Annotated in this window: 23 protein-coding genes; all 23 read right to left on the bottom strand. The window is 34.9% G+C overall.

The annotated features are described in order from the left end of the window. Positions 1–25 precede the first annotated feature (25 nt). The 23 genes from K0R93_RS02925 to K0R93_RS02830 all read right to left on the bottom strand — a co-directional run bounded on the left by K0R93_RS02925 (position 26) and on the right by K0R93_RS02830 (position 22,347). Complete coding sequence (locus tag K0R93_RS02925; protein WP_300297313.1) at positions 26–1,312, bottom strand: flippase; 1,287 nt, start codon at positions 1,310–1,312, stop codon at positions 26–28. Then, positions 1,309–2,760 carry a hypothetical protein gene (locus K0R93_RS02920; protein ID WP_300297310.1) on the bottom strand — a complete coding sequence of 484 codons (1,452 nt, stop codon included), beginning with the start codon at positions 2,758–2,760 and terminating at the stop codon, positions 1,309–1,311. Before K0R93_RS02920 ends, K0R93_RS02925 begins: the two co-directional genes overlap by 4 nt. Positions 2,761–2,794: 34 nt before the next feature. Beyond that, a complete protein-coding gene (locus K0R93_RS02915; RefSeq protein ID WP_300297307.1) occupies positions 2,795–3,964 on the bottom strand; it encodes an O-antigen ligase family protein in 1,170 nt (389 codons plus the stop codon). Positions 3,965–4,043: 79 nt separating this feature from the next. Continuing rightward, the gene (locus K0R93_RS19275) at positions 4,044–4,211 is read right to left on the bottom strand and encodes a hypothetical protein (protein ID WP_442870168.1); all 168 of its coding nucleotides are present in this window, start codon (positions 4,209–4,211) and stop codon (positions 4,044–4,046) included. A gap of 104 nt (positions 4,212–4,315) precedes the next feature. Beyond that, positions 4,316–4,489 (bottom strand): hypothetical protein, encoded by a 174-nt coding sequence (locus tag K0R93_RS19270; RefSeq protein ID WP_442870172.1) that lies wholly within the window; start codon positions 4,487–4,489, stop codon positions 4,316–4,318. A gap of 54 nt (positions 4,490–4,543) precedes the next feature. After that, positions 4,544–4,858, bottom strand: coding sequence for a hypothetical protein (locus K0R93_RS19265; RefSeq protein ID WP_442870167.1), 315 nt, complete (start codon positions 4,856–4,858; stop codon positions 4,544–4,546). A 14-nt stretch (positions 4,859–4,872) separates the two neighbouring features. Beyond that, complete coding sequence (locus tag K0R93_RS19260) at positions 4,873–5,085, bottom strand: hypothetical protein (RefSeq protein WP_442870166.1); 213 nt, start codon at positions 5,083–5,085, stop codon at positions 4,873–4,875. 144 nt (positions 5,086–5,229) lie between these two features. Beyond that, a complete protein-coding gene (locus K0R93_RS02905) occupies positions 5,230–6,378 on the bottom strand; it encodes a glycosyltransferase family 4 protein (RefSeq protein ID WP_300297304.1) in 1,149 nt (382 codons plus the stop codon). A gap of 1 nt (position 6,379) precedes the next feature. Further along, a complete protein-coding gene (gene wecB / locus K0R93_RS02900; protein ID WP_300297301.1) occupies positions 6,380–7,504 on the bottom strand; it encodes a non-hydrolyzing UDP-N-acetylglucosamine 2-epimerase in 1,125 nt (374 codons plus the stop codon). 3 nt (positions 7,505–7,507) lie between these two features. After that, positions 7,508–8,617, bottom strand: a complete 1,110-nt coding sequence (locus K0R93_RS02895) for a capsular polysaccharide biosynthesis protein CapF (protein ID WP_300297298.1) — start codon at positions 8,615–8,617, stop codon at positions 7,508–7,510. Between the two features lie 21 nt (positions 8,618–8,638). Next, positions 8,639–9,694, bottom strand: a complete 1,056-nt coding sequence (locus K0R93_RS02890; RefSeq protein ID WP_300297295.1) for a polysaccharide biosynthesis protein — start codon at positions 9,692–9,694, stop codon at positions 8,639–8,641. Positions 9,695–9,709: 15 nt separating this feature from the next. Then, positions 9,710–10,924, bottom strand: a complete 1,215-nt coding sequence (locus tag K0R93_RS02885; protein WP_300297292.1) for a glycosyltransferase family 4 protein — start codon at positions 10,922–10,924, stop codon at positions 9,710–9,712. Next, the gene (locus K0R93_RS02880) at positions 10,921–11,553 is read right to left on the bottom strand and encodes an acetyltransferase (protein WP_300297289.1); all 633 of its coding nucleotides are present in this window, start codon (positions 11,551–11,553) and stop codon (positions 10,921–10,923) included. Before K0R93_RS02880 ends, K0R93_RS02885 begins: the two co-directional genes overlap by 4 nt. A 39-nt stretch (positions 11,554–11,592) precedes the next feature. Beyond that, positions 11,593–12,249, bottom strand: coding sequence for a sugar transferase (locus K0R93_RS02875; protein ID WP_300297286.1), 657 nt, complete (start codon positions 12,247–12,249; stop codon positions 11,593–11,595). A gap of 20 nt (positions 12,250–12,269) precedes the next feature. Continuing rightward, a complete protein-coding gene (locus K0R93_RS02870) occupies positions 12,270–13,385 on the bottom strand; it encodes a DegT/DnrJ/EryC1/StrS family aminotransferase (protein WP_300297283.1) in 1,116 nt (371 codons plus the stop codon). Positions 13,386–13,744: 359 nt separating this feature from the next. Beyond that, complete coding sequence (locus K0R93_RS02865) at positions 13,745–16,681, bottom strand: O-antigen ligase family protein (protein WP_300297280.1); 2,937 nt, start codon at positions 16,679–16,681, stop codon at positions 13,745–13,747. 56 nt (positions 16,682–16,737) lie between these two features. Then, the gene (locus tag K0R93_RS02860) at positions 16,738–18,024 is read right to left on the bottom strand and encodes a GumC family protein (protein ID WP_300297277.1); all 1,287 of its coding nucleotides are present in this window, start codon (positions 18,022–18,024) and stop codon (positions 16,738–16,740) included. Positions 18,025–18,239: 215 nt separating this feature from the next. Then, positions 18,240–18,671: a 3-hydroxyacyl-ACP dehydratase FabZ gene (fabZ, locus tag K0R93_RS02855; protein WP_300297274.1), complete on the bottom strand. Its 432-nt coding sequence runs from the start codon at positions 18,669–18,671 to the stop codon at positions 18,240–18,242. 428 nt (positions 18,672–19,099) lie between these two features. Continuing rightward, on the bottom strand, positions 19,100–19,465 hold the full coding sequence (locus K0R93_RS02850; protein ID WP_300297272.1) for a rod-binding protein: 366 nt from the start codon (positions 19,463–19,465) through the stop codon (positions 19,100–19,102). 55 nt (positions 19,466–19,520) lie between these two features. Further along, positions 19,521–19,883: a four helix bundle protein gene (locus K0R93_RS02845; RefSeq protein ID WP_300297269.1), complete on the bottom strand. Its 363-nt coding sequence runs from the start codon at positions 19,881–19,883 to the stop codon at positions 19,521–19,523. 60 nt (positions 19,884–19,943) lie between these two features. Continuing rightward, a complete protein-coding gene (flgG, locus tag K0R93_RS02840; protein ID WP_300297267.1) occupies positions 19,944–20,735 on the bottom strand; it encodes a flagellar basal-body rod protein FlgG in 792 nt (263 codons plus the stop codon). Positions 20,736–20,846: 111 nt separating this feature from the next. Next, entirely contained in the window at positions 20,847–21,212 is a 366-nt protein-coding gene (locus tag K0R93_RS02835) for a four helix bundle protein (protein WP_300297265.1), read from the bottom strand. A gap of 61 nt (positions 21,213–21,273) precedes the next feature. Beyond that, positions 21,274–22,347, bottom strand: a complete 1,074-nt coding sequence (locus K0R93_RS02830) for a flagellar hook-basal body protein (protein WP_300297262.1) — start codon at positions 22,345–22,347, stop codon at positions 21,274–21,276. Between the last annotated feature and the right edge of the window lie 379 nt (positions 22,348–22,726).

Raw genomic sequence — 22,726 nt, 5'->3', positions numbered from 1 at the left:
TTTTATTTAGTATCTATTTAGTCAATCAATCATTTGAATGCTTTAAATTCCAAGGCATTTTATAAATTTTTGCCGAAAGTATCCACGTAAAAATAAACTTAATGAAATAAATAATTGTAGTAGCTTGTGCTGCTCCAATTGCACCATACTTGCTAATCAACACATAATTTAACACAATGTTAAGAAGCGCAGATATAAATGTTACTCCTGCAAGATATGATGTCTTTTGAGCATAAAACATATAATTTGTTACCATTAAATACATTCCATTGAAAGCATAACCTATAGCTATCCAAGTGGCATATATGCTAGATTGACTAAATTTCTTTCCAACGAAATAGTTTAAAAACGTAGGTGCAATTATGGATAGCGAAATTGCCATTAAAATTATAATAATGTAATAGGTATATGTTAATTTAACAATTTTTCTTTTAGACGACATGATATTTTCTTTTAACTTAGCATATAACCATGGAATATACGCTTGATTAAAAGATGTTGCTAGAAGATTAATGATCATTCCAATTTGATATCCAACTGTATAAACTCCTGTAGTCTCAATCCCTACCATATTTGTTATAAACACACGATCTGTCATGGTCATTATTACCCCCCCTAATGCATGGGGAATTAAAGGAATGCCAAAACTCAAAGCGTGTTTTATATATGAGCGATTATAACTAAATTCCAACCACTTGTTCTTTGATAATGTAATCAATCCTACTATTGTGAAAATTAAAAACGTCATTAGGTTCGCATAGATTCTTCCTTTCCATGTCAATCCAATAAAAACTACTAGTATTATACTTAATAACATATCCAAAGCTGTTTGTGATATCTGGTATATCCCATATTGAACAGGCTTAACTTGAACCTGCCATAACGTTAATACAATTCTAGTTATAAATTGAGCAAAAGAAATTACAATTACCATCCACAGCATTTTAACCGGAACAGAAGCAATCTTTGCAATTAATTCTGAAAAAAAATAGAAAACAATTGATACCAATGCAGTGCTAAACATTAAAATATATAAACAATTCGCAATATATTCTTTAATATCTACTGTGTCTTTCTCATAGTATATTCTTCCAATTGCACCGTGTATACTTAATCCAGTAAAAGGTGCAATGATACTTACTAACACACCAAACATTGAAACGACACCATAGTCTTCAGGTGTCAAATATCGCGTCAAAATAGGTAAAAGAAAAAACGGCATTGCACTATTTATCACACTGGTCATGGTATAAATTCCAGCGGATCGTAACAATTTAGGATCTATTACACTCCTTATATTTCTAAGTCTCATTCTTCATCTCTCATTTTTATTATTTTGTCGATTTCATTAATAATATTGTTCATACTGTTTTGTGACCAAAAATATGACACATCATAATCACATTTTTGACCTTTAGAATTCTCACAGATACTTAATATTTCATCTGCGCTATCAACTAAATAAGTTCCTGCTTTTTCATATAATGCCATCATAGTTTCATAACCGTGCAGTCTTACAATAATTGTTATTAGCTCATGTCCTAATCCTTCAAATAATGCAGTAGAACATACGCCAATTTGGATATCAGATTTAGCAAAATAATAGTGCATATCATGATCATTGTTATCAACAATTTGAAAATCATCATTAACAAGCCAAGGATACTCATTTTTCCATCTTGAATATTCTCCCGGATGCAGCTTATATATTATTTTATACTCATCTTTATCCATAATACGAGATAACTCTACTGCTCTTTTGCTCAACTCTTTGCCTATTGTTCCTTGTGATATGAAAAGGATTGTTGTTTTTTTCTCTTTTATAATGTTTTTCTTAAAATCTTTTACTTTCTTCTCGTAATATGGCCATCCTACAACTTTAAACCTATCTTCTCTAATGGGAAATCTTGTATCATCCTTCCAAAGCTGTCCATATGAAAATATATAATCTGGAAAAGTCGATAAATCCATCTTTTTTTCAAAGTTATAGGCTTCATGATATTTACCCATTGTTCCATGTTGAAGTTCAATCGTAGGAATGTTTAATAACTTAGCAACTGAATTTATTGCTTTTCTTCTTCGCTCATATCCATTCACTTCAATAATCAATTTTGGTTTTATCTTTATTAATAATTTGCTATATATCTTACATGAAATATCATGCATCAGAATACTTTTTTCTACAATGTCAATAAATTCTTTCTGATTAATTTCAATATCGAAATATTTATTAATTTTAATTACTAAATGCACAAGATATTCTACATGTGAATCATTTAAATTATGCTTCTTCATTAACAGATTAATATAATACAAAAAATAAAACTTAAGATCTAAAGCATCTGCATACTTTAAGTTTTGAGTCTTAACTGGAACTTTATGCTCACCAGAATCAGCAATTTCTAAAACACAATATGAGTAATTTATTCTCTCAATTATTTTATCTGTATACAAACAATTGTAGTATTTACCGTCATATACTCTTCTTGGATGATTTATAAAAAGGATCTCTTTATTTCCTACTAAATAAGGATTTCTAGTTATTGAGTTTAGTATAAGGCTTATCAAAATAGTAATCTTTTTAGTATTTTGTTTATCTCTGAATTTTGTATGAGCTATGCCTATATTTTCTTTGTTATATAAAATTAAATTATAAACTCTTTCTCTTATGATGGACCAAAACTTAACACCTTTGATTCTAGCATCATAAAGTGCTTCATCTTGTTCAAATCTTAAAAATTGATCGATCAACATGTGCATTTGTTCCCTCATTTCATATGTTTAAGTATCGTTATTAAACATAATTTTTTGAATAATTAATTTGACTCCATATTAATAAATATATAATGTTATAAGGAAGTAAAAAACTAGAATAAGCTATCATTAAAATAACAGCCATGCTAATCATCGAGAAAGCAAAATCATTTTTATTAATCACTGCTACTTTTGCTTTTCGATAGAAATATATTATAAGAAAAAAAACAGAAATTCCAAATTGCGCTAAATACTTCATAATCATAGTTTCTGTCTGACCTATAGTTGAAACCATATCACTATGCACTCCAATTATCGGACTCTCTTTATATAAATCAAAATATTGCTGCCAAATATTTTGTCTATTCAAAGTGCTTTGTAATTCTTCAATATTTTGCAGTGAACTCGTACTTCTAAAAATTAAGCTATTTAATAATTTGTTTTCAAAATTTAGTTTTAACAGAATGTTTGGAAAAATAAAAATCATTAATAATAAAACTACTGGTATTATCGTCATAACTTTTGTAAATACATATCCTTTAATTACAATTGCTTTACGAATAATAAATGTTGCCATAATAATTAATAAAATTAATACACTTGTCCTTGATCCGCTTAAAACAAGAAAATAAAGTGTTATTGCAATAAAAAATAATCTCGACTTCTGATTGCTATTATTATAGTAATTGGCGAATAATACAACCAATGAAAACATCCCCGTCGCAGGTGGAGTTCGATACGGAAATATGGATATTCTCCACCATAGCCCTTGATGTAAATTCCTAAAAGTTTGACCTGGGAGATACCCAAAGTCATTAATTCCAAGATGATAATAAATAACTCCCGCGATAATAGTTAGAATAAATAGTCTATTTAATAAACACAAATCAACAGTATAGTCAGAGTTAAAAATAATAATTAAAGGTAAAGTCCATATTGTAATATCAATAATTGATTCAATATCAATCTTGATAATACTAAATACTATAGCTGTTAATACAAACAGAATCAATAGTAGAGATTCAACCCGAATCTTTTTTTTAATTATACGGTCAAAATTCATAATGATAAACAAGGCTACAGGAACTACAAGTAAATAATACTTGATTCCAGAGTTGGTGTAACTAGCTGGATTATAATCAACAAATACTGATAAAAACCAGTAGTATACAATTAAATACTTGAATAACTTATGTCTTGTCACATTCATATAACATTCACCCTTAACGACGTTAGTATTAAACAATCATTTTGTTTTAAAAAACAGTTATTATTGTTGATTTTTCACACTAATCTTTACTAAATGAACCTCTAGTATATATTTTGTCCACAACATCTTTACTCTCATCAGATAATCTATTTGCTACGATCATATCAGAGATTTTCTTGAATTCGTCAAAATCTTTGATAACCCTTGAATGATAGATCTCATCTTCATGTAGTGCTTGCTCATACACTACGACCTCGCTTTAATGCGCTTCATAGCACCTTGAATTGCGGACTGACGGAAGTTGTCGGAATCCATCTTCATGGTAAGTCTATAAATTCCGATAATCTTTGGTTACCTTTTTATTATCATATCAGCAATATAATCTTTTCTTGTTCTGTTTGCATCTACAAAAGCTGTCACAATATTCTGGGGTATGTCTTGATAATTTGCCAGAAGTTGCTTCGTATCCTTTGGTAAGCAATATCCACCATAACTAAATGAAGGGTTATTGTAGTGATCACCTATACGAGGATCAAGGCCAACACCTCCAATAATCTGCTGCGTATTGAGCCCTCTTACTTAAGCATAAGAATTAAGTTCATTAAAAAAAGCGACTCTCATGGCAAGATAAGTATTAGCAAATAATTTAATCGCTTCTGTAGCATCTGTATAAAGAATTGGAATATCTTTCTTGATCTCCCCTTGAGCTAGGAGTTCACCAAACACTTTTGCTCTTTCAGATTGCTCTCCTACAACAATCCTAGACGGATAAAGACTATCATAAAGCACTTTTCCTTCCCTCAAGAACTCAGGTGAGAAGATGATTTTTTCTGTATCAAATTTTTCTTTTATTGATTCAGTATATCCCACTGGAACAGTTGATTTAATAATCATTCCAGCATCAGGATTTATTGAAAGAACATTTGCGATAACTGCCTCACCAGTTTTTGTATTAAAGTAGTTTTCTCTGGATCGTAATTTGTAGGCGTTGAAATGACAGCATATTCTGTATCTTTGGAAGCTTCGAAATCATCAGTTGTTGCTGTTAGATTTACATCCTTTGTTGCTGGGTACTCCTGCATCTCTGGATCAATTATCGGAGACTTCTTATTGTTAATCATGTCTATTTTTTCTTAGATGATGTCGAGCGCAATTACCTCATTATGCTGAGCTAAGAGTATTGCATTGGCCAGATCAACATAACCTGTCCCTGCTATGGTTATTTTCATTAATCTCACCTCTTGATTTAGTTTTTCAGATACTTCTTATAAGTCAAATAGACTGATATATGCATTAATATTTTCTGAATTTGTTGAATTTAGTTTTCCATATTCAAAAGCTCGGCTTGAGATTTCTTTATACTTATCTCCATTTATATTTACCAAATATTGCAATATTTGTACATATTTTTTTGCATTAGATATTTCTACATCCCAACCCACGCCTATTTTCTCCAAATTTCTCCACGGAGTCTGATCACTAACTATTACTGGACAACCTCCAATCATTGCTTCCGAAATTACATGTCCAAAATTCTCTCCTAAAGTAGGAAATAAAAAGATATGATGTTTCTTGAAAACTTTTATAATCTCTTCATGCTTAACAACACCTTGATATTCCACTCTAATGTTTGATGGAAGAGAAGCAATTGACCTTTTACATTTTTCCCAGTATTCTTTATCCTCAATTGGACCGTAAATATTAAAAATGACTTCTCCTTTTATTTCACGAAAAAAATCTAATGCTTGGTTTAAATTCTTTTTGGGGTGAATCCTGGATACAAAAACTACTTTTAATTCTCCTTCTACCTTTTTCAGATTCTTTTCATAAGTTAATTTTTTGTAGTTAGCAGTTAAATTATTTGCTACAACTATATTAATCTCATTTTTGAATATTGATCGGATATGCTCTTTTTCAAGACCAGCTGTTGAGTGCCAACATAGGTTACTGTACAGACCTATCATTTTTACTGTTTTTATAAAAAGTTTCTTTTTTATGCTTTTTAATCCAAGTGCGCCAGGAGAAAATTGCCCTCTCGGAGCAACGATGATTTTATTAACATTTATTTCATTTATCTTGTTTAATATAAGAGGTATCGTTGTAAATTTATAATCAAAAAAGCTATTTAAATACATGATTTTACACTTTGAGCTGTCAATAATCTTCTTCGCTTTTTGAAAGCCTAATGTTGAAATATCAGTATAATACACATTAGCTTTTCCTACCAGAACCCATTGATCAACAGTAATATTTTCAAATGGCTTGTCATCTCCAAGATCTCTGTCAGCTGCGACAATATAGAAATCAAATTTATCAGACAAATTATCAACAATGTTTTTAATTGACTGTATAGGGCCTCCGCCTTTTATACTTGGTAAATAGTAACCCGCCATTATTAGGACTTTTTTTTTCATCCTATTTCCCCCAAACAACTCTATTTACGTAATCTGTATAAGATAAAATAATCCTCAACACTTTATCCGACACATTATGCATACCATAATCTGCTACCAATCTCAGAGAATTTTTCTCTTGAGTTTCTAATACTTCCAGTCCTTGAAGAATTCTATCCTTCTTAAGCCCCACCATCATTACTGATGTTTCCTCCATTGCTTCTGGCCTTTCATGGGATTGCCTAATATTCAGTGCTCTAAATCCAAGAATTGATGACTCTTCACTAATAGTACCACTATCACTTAATACCACCTTAGCATACTTCTGAAGCTTCACATAGTCATTAAATCCAAGTGGCTTCATTGTAATTACTAGAGGGTTAAACTCAATACCTTTCGCTTCAATCATTCTTCTCGTTCTAGGATGGGTACTCACAATTAATGGCATCTGATATTTTTCTGCAATCGTATTTAAGCTATCTACTAGATCCATAAAGTTTTGCTCAGAACTAATATTCTCTTCTCTATGAGCTGAAATAACAAAGTACTTTTCCTCTTCTAACTCTAGTCTTTCCAATACATCTGATTTCTCAATATCGTCTTTTCTTGAATGAAGAACTTCGAACATCGGACTACCAGTTTTAATGACTCTATCTGCTGGAAGACCTTCTTTTAACAGATACTCTCTAGCAATATCACTATAGGTTAAGTTAATGTCTGCTGTATGGTCTACAATCTTTCTGTTTGTCTCTTCAGGTACTCTCTGGTCAAAGCATCTATTCCCTGCTTCCATATGGAAGATGGGGATATGTCTTCTCTTAGCTGCAATGGCACATAGACAGCTGTTCGTATCTCCTAGTACAAGAAGCGCATCAGGTTTTACTTCTTCTAATATAGGATCAATCTTAATAAGAATATTTCCTATTGTTTCTACTGCTTTACCTGTTGCAGCGTTCAGGAAGTAATCTGGCTTCTTCAAATTGAAGTCTTTAAAAAACACTTCATTGAGCTCATAATCATAGTTCTGGCCTGTGTGGACAAGTATATGCTCAATTGCTTTTGATTTATCTAATTTATTAATAACAGCTGATAGTCTAATAATCTCTGGTCTTGTACCTATGACCGTCATGACTTTTAGCTTCTTCATCAGTTATACCTCCAAAAAGTAAGTATCGGGTTTTTCAGGATCAAATGGCTCATTAGCCCACATAATAGTTACCATATCTGTATTTCCTAAATTTTGAATGTTATGCGTGTAGCCTATTGGAATATCTACTACTTCCATCTTATCTCCACTTACAAAATACTCTATTATTTCATCGCAGTCTATTTTCCTAAAGCGAATGACCCCTTTTCCGCTGACAACTAAAAACTTCTCATTTTTTGTATGATGCCAATGATTACCTTTTGTAATACCTGGCTTTGATATATTTACAGAAACTTGGCCTCTATCTGGAGTTTTTATAAATTCTGTAAATGAGCCTCTTTGATCCACATTCATTTTAAGATCATAGCCAAATTGATCTTCTGGTAAATAACTTAAATATGTGCTGTAGAGTTTTTTTATAAAAGCATTAGACATATCAGGAACCGACTGTTCTTCTCTGCTTTTCTTGAAAGAGTATATTAGGTCTGCTATTTTACCCAAAGTAATAGCATATACGACGGGTACTTCACAGAATGAATTTACTTTATTTTCATTACCTTCTAGAGCATTAATAAGCTCATCAACCACATCATCTATATAAACAAGATTCATCACTACACTTGGATCATTCACTTGAATAGGTAAGTCATGTGCGATATTATGACAGAACGTGGCAACGGCACTATTGTAATTTGGCCTGCACCACTTTCCAAAAACATTAGGAAATCTATATACAAGTACCTCAGTTCCTGTTTCTTTACCATGTGCAAATAGAAGTTCTTCCCCTGCCCTTTTACTTTTGCCATATGGATTGTCCAGTTCTGCTTGAATAGAAGATGCAATCATGACTGGACAAGTGTTATTATGCTTCTTAAATGTATCTAATAGTATTGAAGTAAAGCCAACGTTACCTTCCGTAAACTCCGACTGCTCTTTAGGGCGGTTTACACCCGCTAGGTGAAATACATAGTTAGCTTCCTTACAGTATTTGTCAAGTAAAGCTAGGTCTGTTTCTTTGTCATATTCAAAAATGTTTTTATACCCTCTATTTCTTAATTCAGCTATGAGATTCTTCCCTATGAACCCTCTTGCACCAGTTACTAGAATATTCATCAATCAATCAGCCTTTCTGTTTTACTCAGATACAACAGTTGTCATCGCTGCCTCATTTTTATCTACTGTATATCCTAATTCTTTTCTAACGTAATCAAGTGTTAATAATTTTTCCTTAATCTGTCTAACATTTAACCTTTCTGTATTATCGGAATTGTACTCTTTGTCGCAAGATAGATCGTGATCACCCTTGGTATAATATTTATCATAGTTAAGCTCTCTTTTATCAGCTGGAACTCTAAAAAATCCTCCCATATCATGTGCTACTATATACTCTTCTTTAGTAAGCAGTGTTTCATATCTTTTTTCACCATGCCGCGTACCGATAATTTTTATATCATTATCTACATTAAATAACTCCTTAATTGCTTGAGCCAGGTCCCCTATAGTTGATGCAGGTGATTTTTGAACCATGATATCTCCTGCTTCTGCATTTTGGAATGCAAAAACAACAAGCTCAACAGCCTCTTCGAGACTCATTAAGAATCTTGTCATATTAGGATCTGTAACGGTTAGAGGTTGTCCGTTCTTAATCTGATCTATAAATAATGGAATTACTGATCCTCTAGATGCCATTACATTTCCATATCTCGTACCACAGATAAGCGTTCTTTCAGGATCAACAGTCTTTGCTTTTGCTACGAACACTTTTTCCATCATCGCCTTTGAGATGCCCATCGCATTAATTGGATAAGCAGCCTTATCAGTAGATAGACAGATAACCTTCTTAACTCCCATCTCAATAGCACCAGATAATACATTATCTGTTCCTAACACATTTGTTTTAACTGCTTCAAGTGGAAAGAACTCACAGGAAGGTACTTGTTTAAGGGCTGCTGCATGGAAAATATAATCTACACCATGCATTGCATTCTTAACACTTGCAAGATCTCTAACATCCCCAATATAAAACTTCAATTTATCATTCTTGTAGAGTTTTCTCATATCATCCTGTTTTTTCTCATCACGAGAAAAAATTCTAATTTCTTTAATGTCTATATCTAAGAATCTTTTCATTACTGCATTCCCAAAAGATCCTGTTCCACCTGTGATTAGTAAAGTCTTTCCATTAAACATCTGATTACCTCTCTTCTATTTTTTCAAATGTTTTATAATTATCTCATATGCATTCTTTGCGCTATAATAATTTTCTAGATATTTTCTTGCATTCTTACCTAGCTTTAGTTTTAATTCTACATCACATAATTTATTAACTAGTTGATTAAATTTATCAACATCAACACTTTCACACCAATATCCAAAACTGCCACTCTCTATCACTTTTCCAATGTCTGTATTTATATCAGTCGCAGCTAAAACAGGCATGGATGACTGCATATACGAAAGAAGCCTAGACGGAAAATTTGGTATGGTAAATCTACTATCTAAAAATATTAAGCCTACATCACAAGAATTTGCTAAGAGTTCGTAATCATTTCTTGGTAATTGGCTCCTCAACATAGCATTCTTGGGCTTTTCTCTTTCAAAGAAATACTGCAGCTTTACAAACTCAGTTCCTGAACCAACAATGAAAAAATATGAATTCTCATTATATTCATTAGCTCTTACACAATCAATCAAAAAATTTATCCCTTGTGGCTTCCCTAAGTTGCCTCCATATATAAAAATAGTTTTATCAATCGGCAAATTGTATTTCTCTCTAATTTGCTTTTTTTCGTGTTCAGAAATATCAATATCTATTGGTTCAATGCTATTAGGACATACTTCCACAGTCTCATTAGGTATTGATGGATTATGTTTTAAAAGAAACTCCACATTTGCATTCGACATGCATCCTATATAATCAGAAATTTTATATAATCTCTCTTCTTTATTCCTAAAAAACTTATAGATTAAGCTCTTAACCCCTGAAGTTTTGAACATACCCAAATCCACTGCATTCTGAGGAAATATATCTTTAAGAAGTAAATACGTTTTAGCATTATCTCTTTTTTTAATGAACTCGACTGATTTTTGTAGTGTAATAGGTGGTGTTGAGTATAAAACTAAATCAAATTTCACATCATCAAAGTACTTTTTTATTCCTATCTTAAACTTTGACTCAAGCGTTAATGTCGAGATTCCCTTTTCTATTAGATTTGTTTTTTGTGTATTTCCAATTTGAAGTTTTAATATTTTCACTTTGCCATTATCAATCAATCTTGTTGGCTCATTTTTTCTTTTTTCTGTTGGAGAAATAATATATAAATCGTGATCATCTTTGACAAATTCACGCATTAAATCTGTATATATGCCATTTTCATTAATTGTTGAAAAATCTAATAATGTTAGAAATAATACATTCATCTAACAACTCTCCTCACCGGAACCCCAACATATGTCCCAGATTCAGTAATATCCTTAACCACTACAGCACCTGCACCTACTTTACAACCACTGCAGAGGTTCACGTTATTGCTTACAACACTTCCAATTCCAATCCAGCTTCCCTTGCCTATTTTCACTGTTCCAGCCAAATTAACCCCAGGAGATATATGCACATAATCTTCAATGACATTGTCATGATCCAAGCTAGAACTTGTATTGATTATGCAACCCTTACCGATTTTGCTTGAGCTGTTGATTACAACTCCCGCCATCACAGCAGTGCCAATACCTATTTCAACATCAGTACCAATAACTGCACTAGGATGTATTAAACTAACTACAGACATTCCCTCATCCATCAATTTCTCTTGTACCTTTTCTCTCGTTGCATTATTTCCAATAGCAACAAAGAAATCAGCTTTATCTATATATATATAAGCATCTGTAGTATTACCGATGACTTTTAACCCCATAGATGCCTTAATTGACTCGTCATCATCGAAGAATGCGATACTTTGCCACTTATTCATTTTTATTGCGATGTCAGCGACGACCTTTCCGTGTCCACTTGCACCAATAATGATCAATATATCTTTCACGAACAGCACATTCCTCTCTGAAGTAATAAATGTATGATTCCGTTTCTTTTAACTGTCTACCTTGCTTCCTCTAAACGGCTCCATCGTAACCGATGTATCTGAATTGATGCCTTCCTTAACAAAAACCTTCTTTATAGTAAGAAGGATAATCTTCCAATCGCCAATAAAACTAACATTATCTACATACTCAACATCTAGATTAAACTTATCTTCCCAGCTAATAGAATTACGTCCATTGATCTGTGCATGTCCAGAAAGACCGGGTCTTACTTCGTGTCTTCTCTTTTGATGCTCGTTGTATAGTTCCAAATACTGAATCAATAACGGCCTTGGCCCTACAATACTCATATCACCCTTAAGAATATTGAACAGCTCAGGCAGTTCATCTAATGATGTGGATCTCAGCATCCTACCAAACTTTGTTAATCTATCACTGTCTGGAAGCTGCTCACCATTCTCGTCCTTCTCATCCGTCATAGTCCTAAACTTATACATGGTGAATATCTTCTCATTAAGCCCTGGCCTTTTCTGTTTAAAAAGTACAGGGCTACCCAGCTTCAACCTTACAAGAGCCGCAACGATTATAAGCACCGGACTTAAAACGATAATTGTCATCAAAGACAAAATGAAGTCCATTGGTCGTTTAAGAAATCTTGTGTATATGCTTTTTTTAACTTTAACGTCTTCCTTTACTTCACTCTGCATCTATTAGCACCTACTTCTTATTAAGACCACAGTCCCTTTATAATTCCACAAATTCTCTCAAGATCTTCATCCGTCATCTTGGTATCACTCGGCAAGCACACACCATTCTCAAACAGCTTCTCACTCACATCGCCGCCAACATAATCATACTCAGCAAAGAATGGCTGGATGTGCATTGGCTTCCACACAGGTCTTGATTCGATATTCTCTTTCTCAAGTGCTTCCATAACATCAAGAGGTCTAACCTTACCTTTTAATGTCATTACACTTAACCAGTAATTAGGCTCGTTCCAGTCATTAATAGGCATAAACTCTAAATCCTCTAACTGACCAAGTTCTCTCTTATAAAACTCAAAGATATATTTCTTCTTAGCTACTCTCTGACCTAATACTTTTAATTGCCCTCTACCAATCCCAGCAACGACATTGCTCATACGGTAATTGAACCCTAATTCGCTATGCTGGTAGTGCCTTGCTGCATCTCTAGATTGGGTAGACCAGAATCTAACTTTTTTAATCTTCTCTTCATTATCAGAGACAAGCATGCCTCCACCTGAAGTAGTAATAATCTTGTTCCCATTAAACGAGAACACGCCAAACTCTCCAAAGGTTCCAGTATGTTTTCCTTTATAATAGGCACCTAAAGACTCAGCTGCGTCCTCAATGACTGTCACATCATATTTGCTGCAAATCTCCATGATCCTATCCATATCAGCTGAAAGACCATATAAATGCACAACTAAAACAGCCTTCACCTTATCACCGTACTTCTCGAAGGCCGCCTCTAATGCTTTAGGATCCATATTCCACGTTTTATGATCACTGTCAATAAAGACCGGGGTAGCATTCTGATAGATGATCGGATTGGCTGTAGCAGAAAAAGTAAGGGTAGGGCAGAATACGACATCTCCCTCACCAACACCAGCAGCTTTAAGCGCTAGATGAATGGCTCCTGTTCCAGAAGACATCGCTGCGGCATGTTTTGAACCTACTTTTGCAGCAAGTTCCTTTTCAAACTCATTCACGTTCGGTCCAAGTGGAGCGATCCAGTTAGAATCAAACGCTTCTTGTACATATTGCATTTCATAACCTTCATCACTCATATGAGGTGAAGCAAGCCAAATTTTATTAAACATTTCAGTCGTACCCCCTCATTTTAACAATAGTTAAACAGTTGATGAACCATCGTTCAACTATCGTTAAGCATATATTATCCTTCCATAGTAACCACATCTAATTAACTGAAAAATCCAAACAATTGATATTTATAATGATTCCTTACTATTTTGAATGTCTTTTATAAATTGGACTTCCTACGCTGTCAATGTGTCTCATTAGTTCTTAAATTGAAATGTCTTTATAATATACTATGTCAAAAAGTATGAAACAAGATAATTTTCATTTAAGTCATCACTTAGTCTTGTTACTATTTTTCTATCAATACTTTCTCCTATTATGACTAAGCCAACAAGTTAATAGGCTTTGCCAACTATCTTTATTCCACTACTCTCATCAAGCTCATCAATCTTATATTCACGACTCCATGATCATTTCCACGATGAACGATCCCTATCCTTTGTTTTTCTCCTGCCATTCCATCAGGTGCAATAAACTCAAACTTTTGGGTTGTAAACTCACTGCTTTGTTTCAGATTATCCAACCTAGCAATGAGTTGTTCTTTCCCACTGGAATAGTCATAAACATATAGGTCTAGGTTTTCATCTTTTAACGTACTGGTGTACTCTATTTCTAAGACATGCTTTTCGTTGGATTGAATTGTCACATTATCCACCCAGAGCATTCCATAGTCTGCTCCCCCATTGATGAAAGAAATGTACTCTTTATATTGTTGAATTTCTGCTTTTCCCTTTTCGCTATTTGTGACCCAACTATTATCAGGAATATGGTTGCGGTCTATATCCAGTTGAAATCGATTATACAACTCAACGTCATTAACCCTTCCAAGTTTTTCAGGATTTTTTTGATGTTCTACCACATAGCCTAGTTTTTGAGAGCTCTGTACTAGCTGAGAACTTGCTTTTAGTGGTTGTAATGAGTTTTTTGCTGTAATTTCTAACTGATTTTTTATATTTGGTACTCTTCTTACGATGCTTTCCAATTCTTGATAGTTTTGATCCTCTATCATCCTATTGATGACTTTTAAATAACTTTCAGATTTATATAGATAGTTGTCCACATTCATAGGCTGTACACTGGTCATCTGATCCAGATAATCCAGCCCTTTTAGATAATCTCCAGTATTAAAGCTTAGTTCAGCAGATTTTTCAAGAATCTTAGCACTGTAGGGTTCTAAATGAGATGCTTCTTCTATTAACTCTTGTATCTTTGCAAAGAATGTTTCATTCTTCTCAGTCATCCTATAGATCGTAGCCAAATCTAAAGGATAAGCTGCTGAAAATGGATCAAATTTCTTGGCTTTTTCAAAATAAGATATGGCTGCTGGTCCATCTGATTGATTAACTGCTACTACACCATCTCTTGCAAAGCCTTGCGCCATATTGAGGGAGAAGCTTCCCAATGTAAAGATAACCGTCAATGCCACTGCTACATAGGAATAAAGCTTGGGTTGAAAAGCTTTTTTTCCTTTGAAAGCTTTATCTTGAGGGAGCATAGCCAATAAGCTCCACAACAGAATTGACATAGCTCCCAGGGATAGATCAAAGTCCATCACACTATGGACAAGTATGGCTAAAGAGCCCATGGCAATACTAAGAAAATTTGTCTGTAGTGTACTATCTTCTGTTTTCCTTATGTTCTTAAATAGGTGATAGCCTATAGTTCCTAAAAAAGCTAAAAATATAAGCATCCCAATGGTTCCAATCTCAAGCAACAGCTGCAGGAAAAAGTTGTGGGCTTGGGTAGACCAATACATATAGGATTGATATTTGAAGTATAATGTTGCCCAGGCGCCACCCCCTGCTCCAAATAGGGGATAGTCCTTTAGGATCTTAAAGGCATCCTTATAGAAGGAGAATCTAGCCTCCATGCTATTCTCTCCAGCGGTGATGCTGTTAATTCTTCCAATGATGCTTTCAGGTATGAACTTGTAGCTTAGTTTTAAGTCCTTTACCTTTTCCCCAGTGGTAGCATCATATATTGCAGCCTCATCAAAAACTGCTTCAGTTTCTGTATATCGATTTAAAAATCGAACTCTAATAGATTGCGTTGTATCTAGGGTGGCAAAAGGAAGTATTACTTTTTCACTTTTTATAACATTCTGCGTTGTAAGGGCCTCTGCTTCTCCCTTATCATTGATGCTATAAATATCTATTTTCCCAGCGTAATCCTTGCTCTGAAGATTTTTAATGATTGCATTTACTTCTAATCGATACTCTTTATTCTTTAATACATTCTGTATTTCCCTTGTGAGAATTTTGGAAGTATCTACTTGGCTGTCCATATTGGATAAAACCAGTGGTTGGATAGTATTCAGTACAATGGTCCCTATTGTCGCCAATGCTACAATTAGAACGATACCTGCAGTCATCATCTTTTTATAAGAAATCTTTTCGAAACTAAGATTTAATTTGCCCGATCCATAAATCAAGACCGCTGTGAGCCCCATAGACCCAATTAAGATCAACCACTGGACAAAGCTACTAGAACTTGCTATTCCTCTGATGAAGAGTATCGATAGTAAAAGGGCTGGCAGGGCAGTAATAATGCTATAGTACAACATCTTCAACTTATTGCCTTTTGGAAGAACTATAAGGTATATGAAATAAATGATTGGTGACATAAGCCACATTCCCCGTGAAAAGGTAGGGATATAGGTAAAGAAATATAGGTTGGCTAGGCTTCCATAGAAATATTTTTCTTTATCACTTTTACTGGTTTGCAACAATCCTAATGCAAGGATAAACAATGCAAAGAGATAGGCTGCCAAGGCATTGGGGTATTGGAAGGTAGAGTTGATCCTGCCACCCACAAAGGCACCTTTATAACTAAAGGTGCCGATAGCACTGCCAACCCCGATGATTGCAACCACTGCACCACTTAGTAAAAGCACATTTAATATCCTGATTTTCGTTTGTGGGTATTCCATACTGAATTTCTTCACCATGAAAAATATGGCGATATAGTTTGCATATTTTAGAAACTCTGCTATGGCTAGTCGTGTATTGACCCCATAAAATATGGAGATACCATACATGAATAAAACTCCGAGAGCCAATACATCTGTTATAGAATCTATGAGTTGAAAAGTGCTAGATTTAAATTTTGTAATCATCCAAATGGTAAATAAAGAAAAGGTTAATATATGGGTAATCAAAAGTTCTTTTTGGAAAAAAAGTCCCCTAAAGAAAGGCGGGTAAAAGAGCAGTATGCATAAGGAAATAAATATTAGATATTGTCCAGGAGACAATATGCTATATAAATCTTCTATTTTTTTCTTTGTTTTGGTAGTCATAGGTGGCCTCCATTATGGGGAACAGGCATGCCTGTTCCCTACAAGATATCTTTTTTCTAATTTTCAGCCTTTACAGGTGCTGAACTTTTCCAGTAGTCTTTAAAAAATGCGATGAATACAGCTAGCATAATGCCTAATACCCCTGCAATGGCCATATTTAATGCTTTTCTAGGTCCAACAGGCTGCATTGGTTCTACAGCTGGTGAAACAATAATGATAGTTGCATCTCCAATGGCAGATGACTTAGCGATTCTCGTTTCTTCGTATTTCTCTTGGAAAGAATCATAGGTATTCTGTGCAAATTCAACTTTCTGACTAATGATTCTATCTTCATATTGCTTTTCAGCTAATTCTACTTGAAGGACTTCTAATTCCTTTTGGGTATTCAAGATTTGTTTTTCCAAATTACTCTTCAATGCAGTATTTGTTGCTAGCTCAATCTTCAATAAATCCGCTTGCTTCTTCAGCTCAATATAGGCGTCATTGATTTCTTCTGACTGTACTTTCACGGTGTATAATTCTTTTGTTGTTTTTCCTGTGTTCTCTCCTGCAATCTGAGATAGATAAGGTTCATCAGATAGGGATTTATTCAGAGTGATTTTATCTGATGTGTTCTTTAGAGCTTGCTCAGCTGCTTTAAGGGCTGAGTTATTTTTTTGAATCTCGAGCTCCGTGTTTATGATATCGGTTTTATATTGGGTTACCAATGCTAGCTTCGATTGAAGCTCACTCTCTAATTCTCCCTTTCCTCTTGGCTGGGACAGATAATTCTTATATTCTAATAGGGCTGCTTCTAAATTGTCCTTTTCAACTTCCATCTGCTGCATAATGAAGTTTGATGATTTTGTTGCCTGCTCTTTTGCCATATCGGATACAAAGTTTGTAAATTTCTTTGCAAGGGTATTGGCTATATTTGTGGCAACCTTTTTATCGTGATATTGGACAGTTATTGTTATCAAGTTTGTATCTTTGATTGTACTTAATGAGATCATGTTTTTTAAGCTTCTTCTCGTGATATTTATCTCCCCAAGCTTTAGCTCATCGATGGTTTGTTGTAGGATTTGTGGGTTACTCAATTGTTCCTTATAGGTTTCGATGGTCATTTCTGGGTATTGGGACATGGTATCTAGTAGAGCTTGTATGCCTTCATTCTGTCCTGTTACTTGTGGTGTATTTCTATTAATCCCAGAAGCCATCAAGATAGCTTTTGATTCATACACTGGATCTAGCACGAAGAAACTCACTATATAGGCTGTAACCAGAGCGATTAGTGTGATTCCGATAATTAGTTTTTTCTGTCTTAATAATATTTCTATGAGTTCTCGTAAAGAGATTTCTTCCATTTTGATTCCTACCCTTCTGTTATCTTGTGTTTTGTTGCGGAACAGGCATGTCTGTCCCCTACATTTATGGCTATACTCTAATATCTATGCTATATAAATTAATCTTTTCGTCTGTCATGCTAAGGGAAGCCCCACTCCTTTAGATTCTTCACTGCGTTCAGAATGACAGAAAGAATATCAGAAGCATATTTTAATGAAATATCATATTATTATTGCTATTTCTGGTCAACTAATGCAAAGGTAAGGATGCCTTTACAGGCAATTTCTTCGCCCACATATGCCACAGCTTGTGCTTTTCCGATGTTTCTTTTGAGGGCAATCATTTCTACTTCCATTCTTAAGGTATCTCCAGGTACTACTTGTCTTTTGAAGCGTAATTCATCGATTCCAGCGAAAACACCCAGTTTACCTTTATTTTCTTCTAAAGACATCATGGCTACAGCTCCTACCTGTGCCATGGCTTCAACAATGAGTACTCCAGGCATAATCGGGTTTCCTGGGAAGTGTCCTTGGAAGAAGGGTTCATTGATAGTTACATTCTTTATTCCTACAGCTCTTTTACCAGCTTCTACTTCTTCGATTCTATCAACTAACAGAAATGGATATCTATGGGGGATGATCTTTTGGATTTCAACATTATTTAACATATTTATCTCTCCTTATTTTTCAGCTCATAGCACATTGCCTATAGCTAATGACTAATAGCACATATTTTAAAATATATGTAATACAAAATTCTTAGTATCTTGAATATCGTTAACCGGCACATTTTTACAAAAATAGTTTTGATAAAATATTCTCTTTAATTTTACCCCTATTATACACAATTTTCAACAAAATATGGTTTTTTGTTAAATCATACACTTTATAGAACATTTTACAAAATAAAAGAGCTAGATTTCTCCAACTCTTGTCTATTCAACATATTTCTCTATGATTCCTTTTTATTTTCCAAAATTTATTTAAAATGTAACAATTCATTTTGGCGCTGCTCGCTTCTCGCTACTGGCCCGTCTTATTGGCTACTCGCTTCTCGCTGCTCGCCATTCGCTAAAGATTATAGTTCATCTTAGAACTAATCCTCTATTTTGATATTTCTCGAGAGTTGTTTGTACATTTGTTGGGCGAGGCCGACACCTTGACCTTTTCCGATGGTTTTTGCTATTTCCTCGTCCAGCATGCCTTCAAATGTCTCTCGTCCAAAGCTCTTCTCAATGAATCCGTCACTTAGAACTGTGGCACGCATGTTTTTAAACATCATGTTTACGAAGACGGATTCAAGGTCTTTGCAGGCTTGCATCAGTTTTTGGGCATCTTGTTTTTTGTCTTTGGTATCATCTTGTGCCTTTGCCAACATGCTCTTGAACGGCTCTGTCTGGGATTCAGCTTTCTTCATATTAATTTGATTTAAATCGATGGGTGTTGTTGGTGTTATTCGCATGGGGAACACTCCTTGTAGTTTCTAGTTACTAGTTTCTAGTTGCTAGTAAAAAAACCTATTTATTGCTTTCAAGCATGCTTTTAATTAAACCAGTAAGCATTCTAGCTACTTCTCTCAAAGCCACGTTCAGTTCAGTATATTCTGCTTCATCAATATATCCTATATCTCTACATAATAATAGCTGATACTCTACTTCACACGTAGATCTCCTAGCAATATCTAAAAACCTAATAAACTCTTTTCCATACAGACTTCCGCTTCCCTCTGCAATATTCATCGGTACAGAGGAAGAAGCTCTTCTAATCTGCGAAGTTAGTCCATAACGTTCTTCACTTGGAAAGTTATTTGTTATCTTATATATCTCCAAAGTTAAGCTATGAGCCTTTTTCCACACCTCTAGGTTTCTATAATCACTCATCATATTCTCCTTAATAAGGTTATAGACTAGTAACTTGTAACCAGCAACTAGTAACTCAACTTACCTTCTCAAGTTATTCGCTTGCTCTAGCATTTGGTCTGCAGTTTGAATTGACTTCGAGTTAATTTCGTATGCTCTTTGAGCGGTGATGAGTTTGATCATTTCTTCGACGATTTGTACGTTGGAGGTTTCTAGGAAACCTTGGATGATACTTCCTGCTTCGCCTTCGAAGGCTTCGATGGCTTCACCAGATGCTGCTGTTGGTGCATATAGGTTTTTCCCTAGGGATTCTAGACCTGCTGGGTTTACGAAACGTGCCAAAGTTAATTGACCAAATTCTTCGATATCTTCTTCGCCTTTTCTTTTTATCGTAATCATGCCTAGATCGGATACATTGATCTCTTCGATATCGGAACCAAGTTCCACATCGGCACCATCAGCTTGAACATAATAACCTTCTGAGGTTACTAGTCTTGCCTCATCATCCTCTACACTTAACTTAAAACTGCCGTCTTTTGTATAGAATAGGTTGTCGTTTTCATCTCGCACCACAAAGAACCCATCTCCATCGATGGCAAAGTCTAGGTTGTTATTTGTTTGCTCTAAGTTCCCTCTTGTAAAGGATCTTGTGGTCGCCATAGGCATTACCCCGTGACCGATCTCTAGGTTTACAGGCTTACCTTGTCCTTGATCTAAGTTAGTTTTGCTTAATGTCTCATATAGAAGATCCTTAAATTCAATTCTTTGTTTTTTAAACCCTGTTGTATTTACATTGGCTAGGTTATTCGCAATGGTATCTACATTTAATTGCTGTGCCTTCATTCCCGATGCAGCTGTCCATAGAGCGCGCATTTGTGTTCCTCCTCTGATTGAGTTTTTATGTGACAATGTATTTAATGTTCTCACTGAGATTTTTCTTTTCCCTTGTTAGCCGTTAGCGGTTAGCAGTTAGCTAAAAGATATTTATTTCTTAGGGAAATTGCTTAGTGAAGTTATCAAGTTATTAAGCATAGCTAATATCTTGTGATTCTGTTTCAACAAATCTGTGTACTCATTTATATCTAGATACTGTAATTCATGTGATAATAGCAACCAATATTCCAGCTCTGTAGCTGAACCTTTGGCTATTCTAAGAAAGTTAATAAACTCTTTATTATTAGATCTGCCTTGTCCTTCTGCAATATTTGCAGGTATTGAGGATGCGGCTTTTCGAATCTGACTAGTTAATCCATATTTTTCTTCGGATGGGAAACGCATAGTGAGTTTATAAATATGTAGAGTAAGGTTATGTGATTTTTCCCATACACCTAATTCTTTAAATTTACTCATATCTATCAACCACCTTTTGGTTTTAAGCTGCTAACCGCTAACGGCTAACTGCTAACCACAATTATACTTTACCTATATCATTCACTGTTCTTTGTAAAGTATCGTCGTAGGCTTTGATCATTCTTTGGTTGGATTCGTAGTTTCGGAATAGGGTGATCATTTCTACCATTTCTTTTACGGAGTCGACGTTGGAGCTCTCTAGGAAGCCTTGCAGTACTTGTCCGGTGAAAGGTTGAGTTTCTAGTTCCATACCTTCTTCTAGACGGTAAAGGTTGTTTCCGTCTTTTCTTAGGTCTTTCACGTTGGTAATCTCAATCATATCCAACCAATCGATGGTTTCTCCGTCTACCAGGATGTCTCCTCTTTCTGATACAGCCAGTTCTGCGCCTTCGATCAGAATAGTTCCCTGTGATCCCAGTACGGGATAACCTTCATTGGTTACTAGTTCACCTGCAGTATTTAACTTAAAAGAACCGTCTCTGGTGTAGCGGACACCTTCTGGTGTTTCCACTTGGAAGAAGCCTCTTCCTTTGATGGCCAGATCCATCTTATTGTCTGTTTCGTATAGCTGTCCTTGGTGATGGTTTGTTTCTATCTTATCTAGTCTTACCCCTGAGTTTAATGTACCAATAATCCCTGGTGGTGCTATCATAACAAGGTTATCTACAATATTCCCATTTACCTGTACTTGGCCTCTATCGTTTACTTCTAGTTGTCCATCCCCTACAAAGATAGGGCCCCTATTGCCTAGCACTTGGTAGCCTGCAGAGGTATCTACGTTTCCGTCCTGATCTCGATAATATGTACTCAGATAGCCTTCTTCGTTAACTGCAAAGTTGAGGGCCTTTTCGTAGCTTATACCCAATGGCGTCTTGGTTCGAAAGAATCCACCTTCGGTTTTCATCTCATAAGTGTTGCCGTTTTGTGCAACCTCAACGCCTTTGAAGAAGTCTGTATCCATCATGTCTCTAGATCCTGCTATTTTTTTAATCAGTACTTCGGGAAAGGTTTCAGATACTACAAGGTCCTTCTTATAGCCTGTAGTATTGATATTGGCAATGTTGTTGGTTACAACATCTAGTTTTTTATTGTTTGTTGTCATGGCAGAAGTAGCTGTATAGAGCCCTCTTAACATGAAGCTTCAACCCCTTTACGGTTAGTCCATAGTCTATTTATATTTTTCGGCATATTTTGACGAAATGTTTAGGATGTTTTTTGTGGAATATATAGGTTTTTAGTCCTATAGTTTACGGGCGATCGCGTATGTCCCGTACATTGATATTCCGATGTGTGTCTTTTTCGGAACGACAGAGGCGTCGTTCCCTACATGTTCACCGCCGAGTCCTGGGTCACCGGGCGATTCGTGAATCGCCCCTACAAGTGCTGGGAAGGGTCTTGGGTCTGCTGGCGAACATTGTTCGCCCCTACATATAATAATAAGGGAGACGAAAGTCTCCCCTAAAAATATTTTTTATAGATATTAAAATATCTGAACGACGAGGCGTCGTTCCCTA

Origin of the sequence: Anaerosolibacter sp. (assembly GCF_029240175.1) — a bacterium.
Classification (GTDB): domain Bacteria; phylum Bacillota; class Clostridia; order Peptostreptococcales; family Thermotaleaceae; genus Anaerosolibacter.
Note: the sequence above shows the minus strand (reverse complement) of the source record. Positions and strands in the feature narration are given on the sequence as shown.

What these genes read in the sequence shown, in the direction of transcription:
- K0R93_RS02845 (WP_300297269.1), bottom strand. Translation starts at nt 19,883, where the DNA reads ATGAGTGATTATAGAAACCTAGAGGTGTGGAAAAAGGCTCATAGCTTA.
- K0R93_RS02925 (WP_300297313.1), bottom strand. Translation starts at nt 1,312, where the DNA reads ATGAGACTTAGAAATATAAGGAGTGTAATAGATCCTAAATTGTTACGA.
- K0R93_RS02860 (WP_300297277.1), bottom strand. Translation starts at nt 18,024, where the DNA reads ATGGAAGAAATCTCTTTACGAGAACTCATAGAAATATTATTAAGACAG.
- fabZ (WP_300297274.1), bottom strand. Translation starts at nt 18,671, where the DNA reads ATGTTAAATAATGTTGAAATCCAAAAGATCATCCCCCATAGATATCCA.
- K0R93_RS02920 (WP_300297310.1), bottom strand. Translation starts at nt 2,760, where the DNA reads ATGCACATGTTGATCGATCAATTTTTAAGATTTGAACAAGATGAAGCA.
- K0R93_RS02885 (WP_300297292.1), bottom strand. Translation starts at nt 10,924, where the DNA reads ATGAATGTATTATTTCTAACATTATTAGATTTTTCAACAATTAATGAA.
- K0R93_RS02865 (WP_300297280.1), bottom strand. Translation starts at nt 16,681, where the DNA reads ATGACTACCAAAACAAAGAAAAAAATAGAAGATTTATATAGCATATTG.
- K0R93_RS02835 (WP_300297265.1), bottom strand. Translation starts at nt 21,212, where the DNA reads ATGAGTAAATTTAAAGAATTAGGTGTATGGGAAAAATCACATAACCTT.
- K0R93_RS02870 (WP_300297283.1), bottom strand. Translation starts at nt 13,385, where the DNA reads ATGTTTAATAAAATTTGGCTTGCTTCACCTCATATGAGTGATGAAGGT.
- K0R93_RS02850 (WP_300297272.1), bottom strand. Translation starts at nt 19,465, where the DNA reads ATGCGAATAACACCAACAACACCCATCGATTTAAATCAAATTAATATG.
- K0R93_RS02905 (WP_300297304.1), bottom strand. Translation starts at nt 6,378, where the DNA reads ATGAAAAAAAAAGTCCTAATAATGGCGGGTTACTATTTACCAAGTATA.
- K0R93_RS19265 (WP_442870167.1), bottom strand. Translation starts at nt 4,858, where the DNA reads ATGATTATTAAATCAACTGTTCCAGTGGGATATACTGAATCAATAAAA.
- K0R93_RS02830 (WP_300297262.1), bottom strand. Translation starts at nt 22,347, where the DNA reads ATGTTAAGAGGGCTCTATACAGCTACTTCTGCCATGACAACAAACAAT.
- K0R93_RS02890 (WP_300297295.1), bottom strand. Translation starts at nt 9,694, where the DNA reads ATGTTTAATGGAAAGACTTTACTAATCACAGGTGGAACAGGATCTTTT.
- K0R93_RS02895 (WP_300297298.1), bottom strand. Translation starts at nt 8,617, where the DNA reads ATGAATATTCTAGTAACTGGTGCAAGAGGGTTCATAGGGAAGAATCTC.
- K0R93_RS02915 (WP_300297307.1), bottom strand. Translation starts at nt 3,964, where the DNA reads ATGAATGTGACAAGACATAAGTTATTCAAGTATTTAATTGTATACTAC.
- wecB (WP_300297301.1), bottom strand. Translation starts at nt 7,504, where the DNA reads ATGAAGAAGCTAAAAGTCATGACGGTCATAGGTACAAGACCAGAGATT.
- flgG (WP_300297267.1), bottom strand. Translation starts at nt 20,735, where the DNA reads ATGCGCGCTCTATGGACAGCTGCATCGGGAATGAAGGCACAGCAATTA.
- K0R93_RS19260 (WP_442870166.1), bottom strand. Translation starts at nt 5,085, where the DNA reads ATGATTAACAATAAGAAGTCTCCGATAATTGATCCAGAGATGCAGGAG.
- K0R93_RS02875 (WP_300297286.1), bottom strand. Translation starts at nt 12,249, where the DNA reads ATGCAGAGTGAAGTAAAGGAAGACGTTAAAGTTAAAAAAAGCATATAC.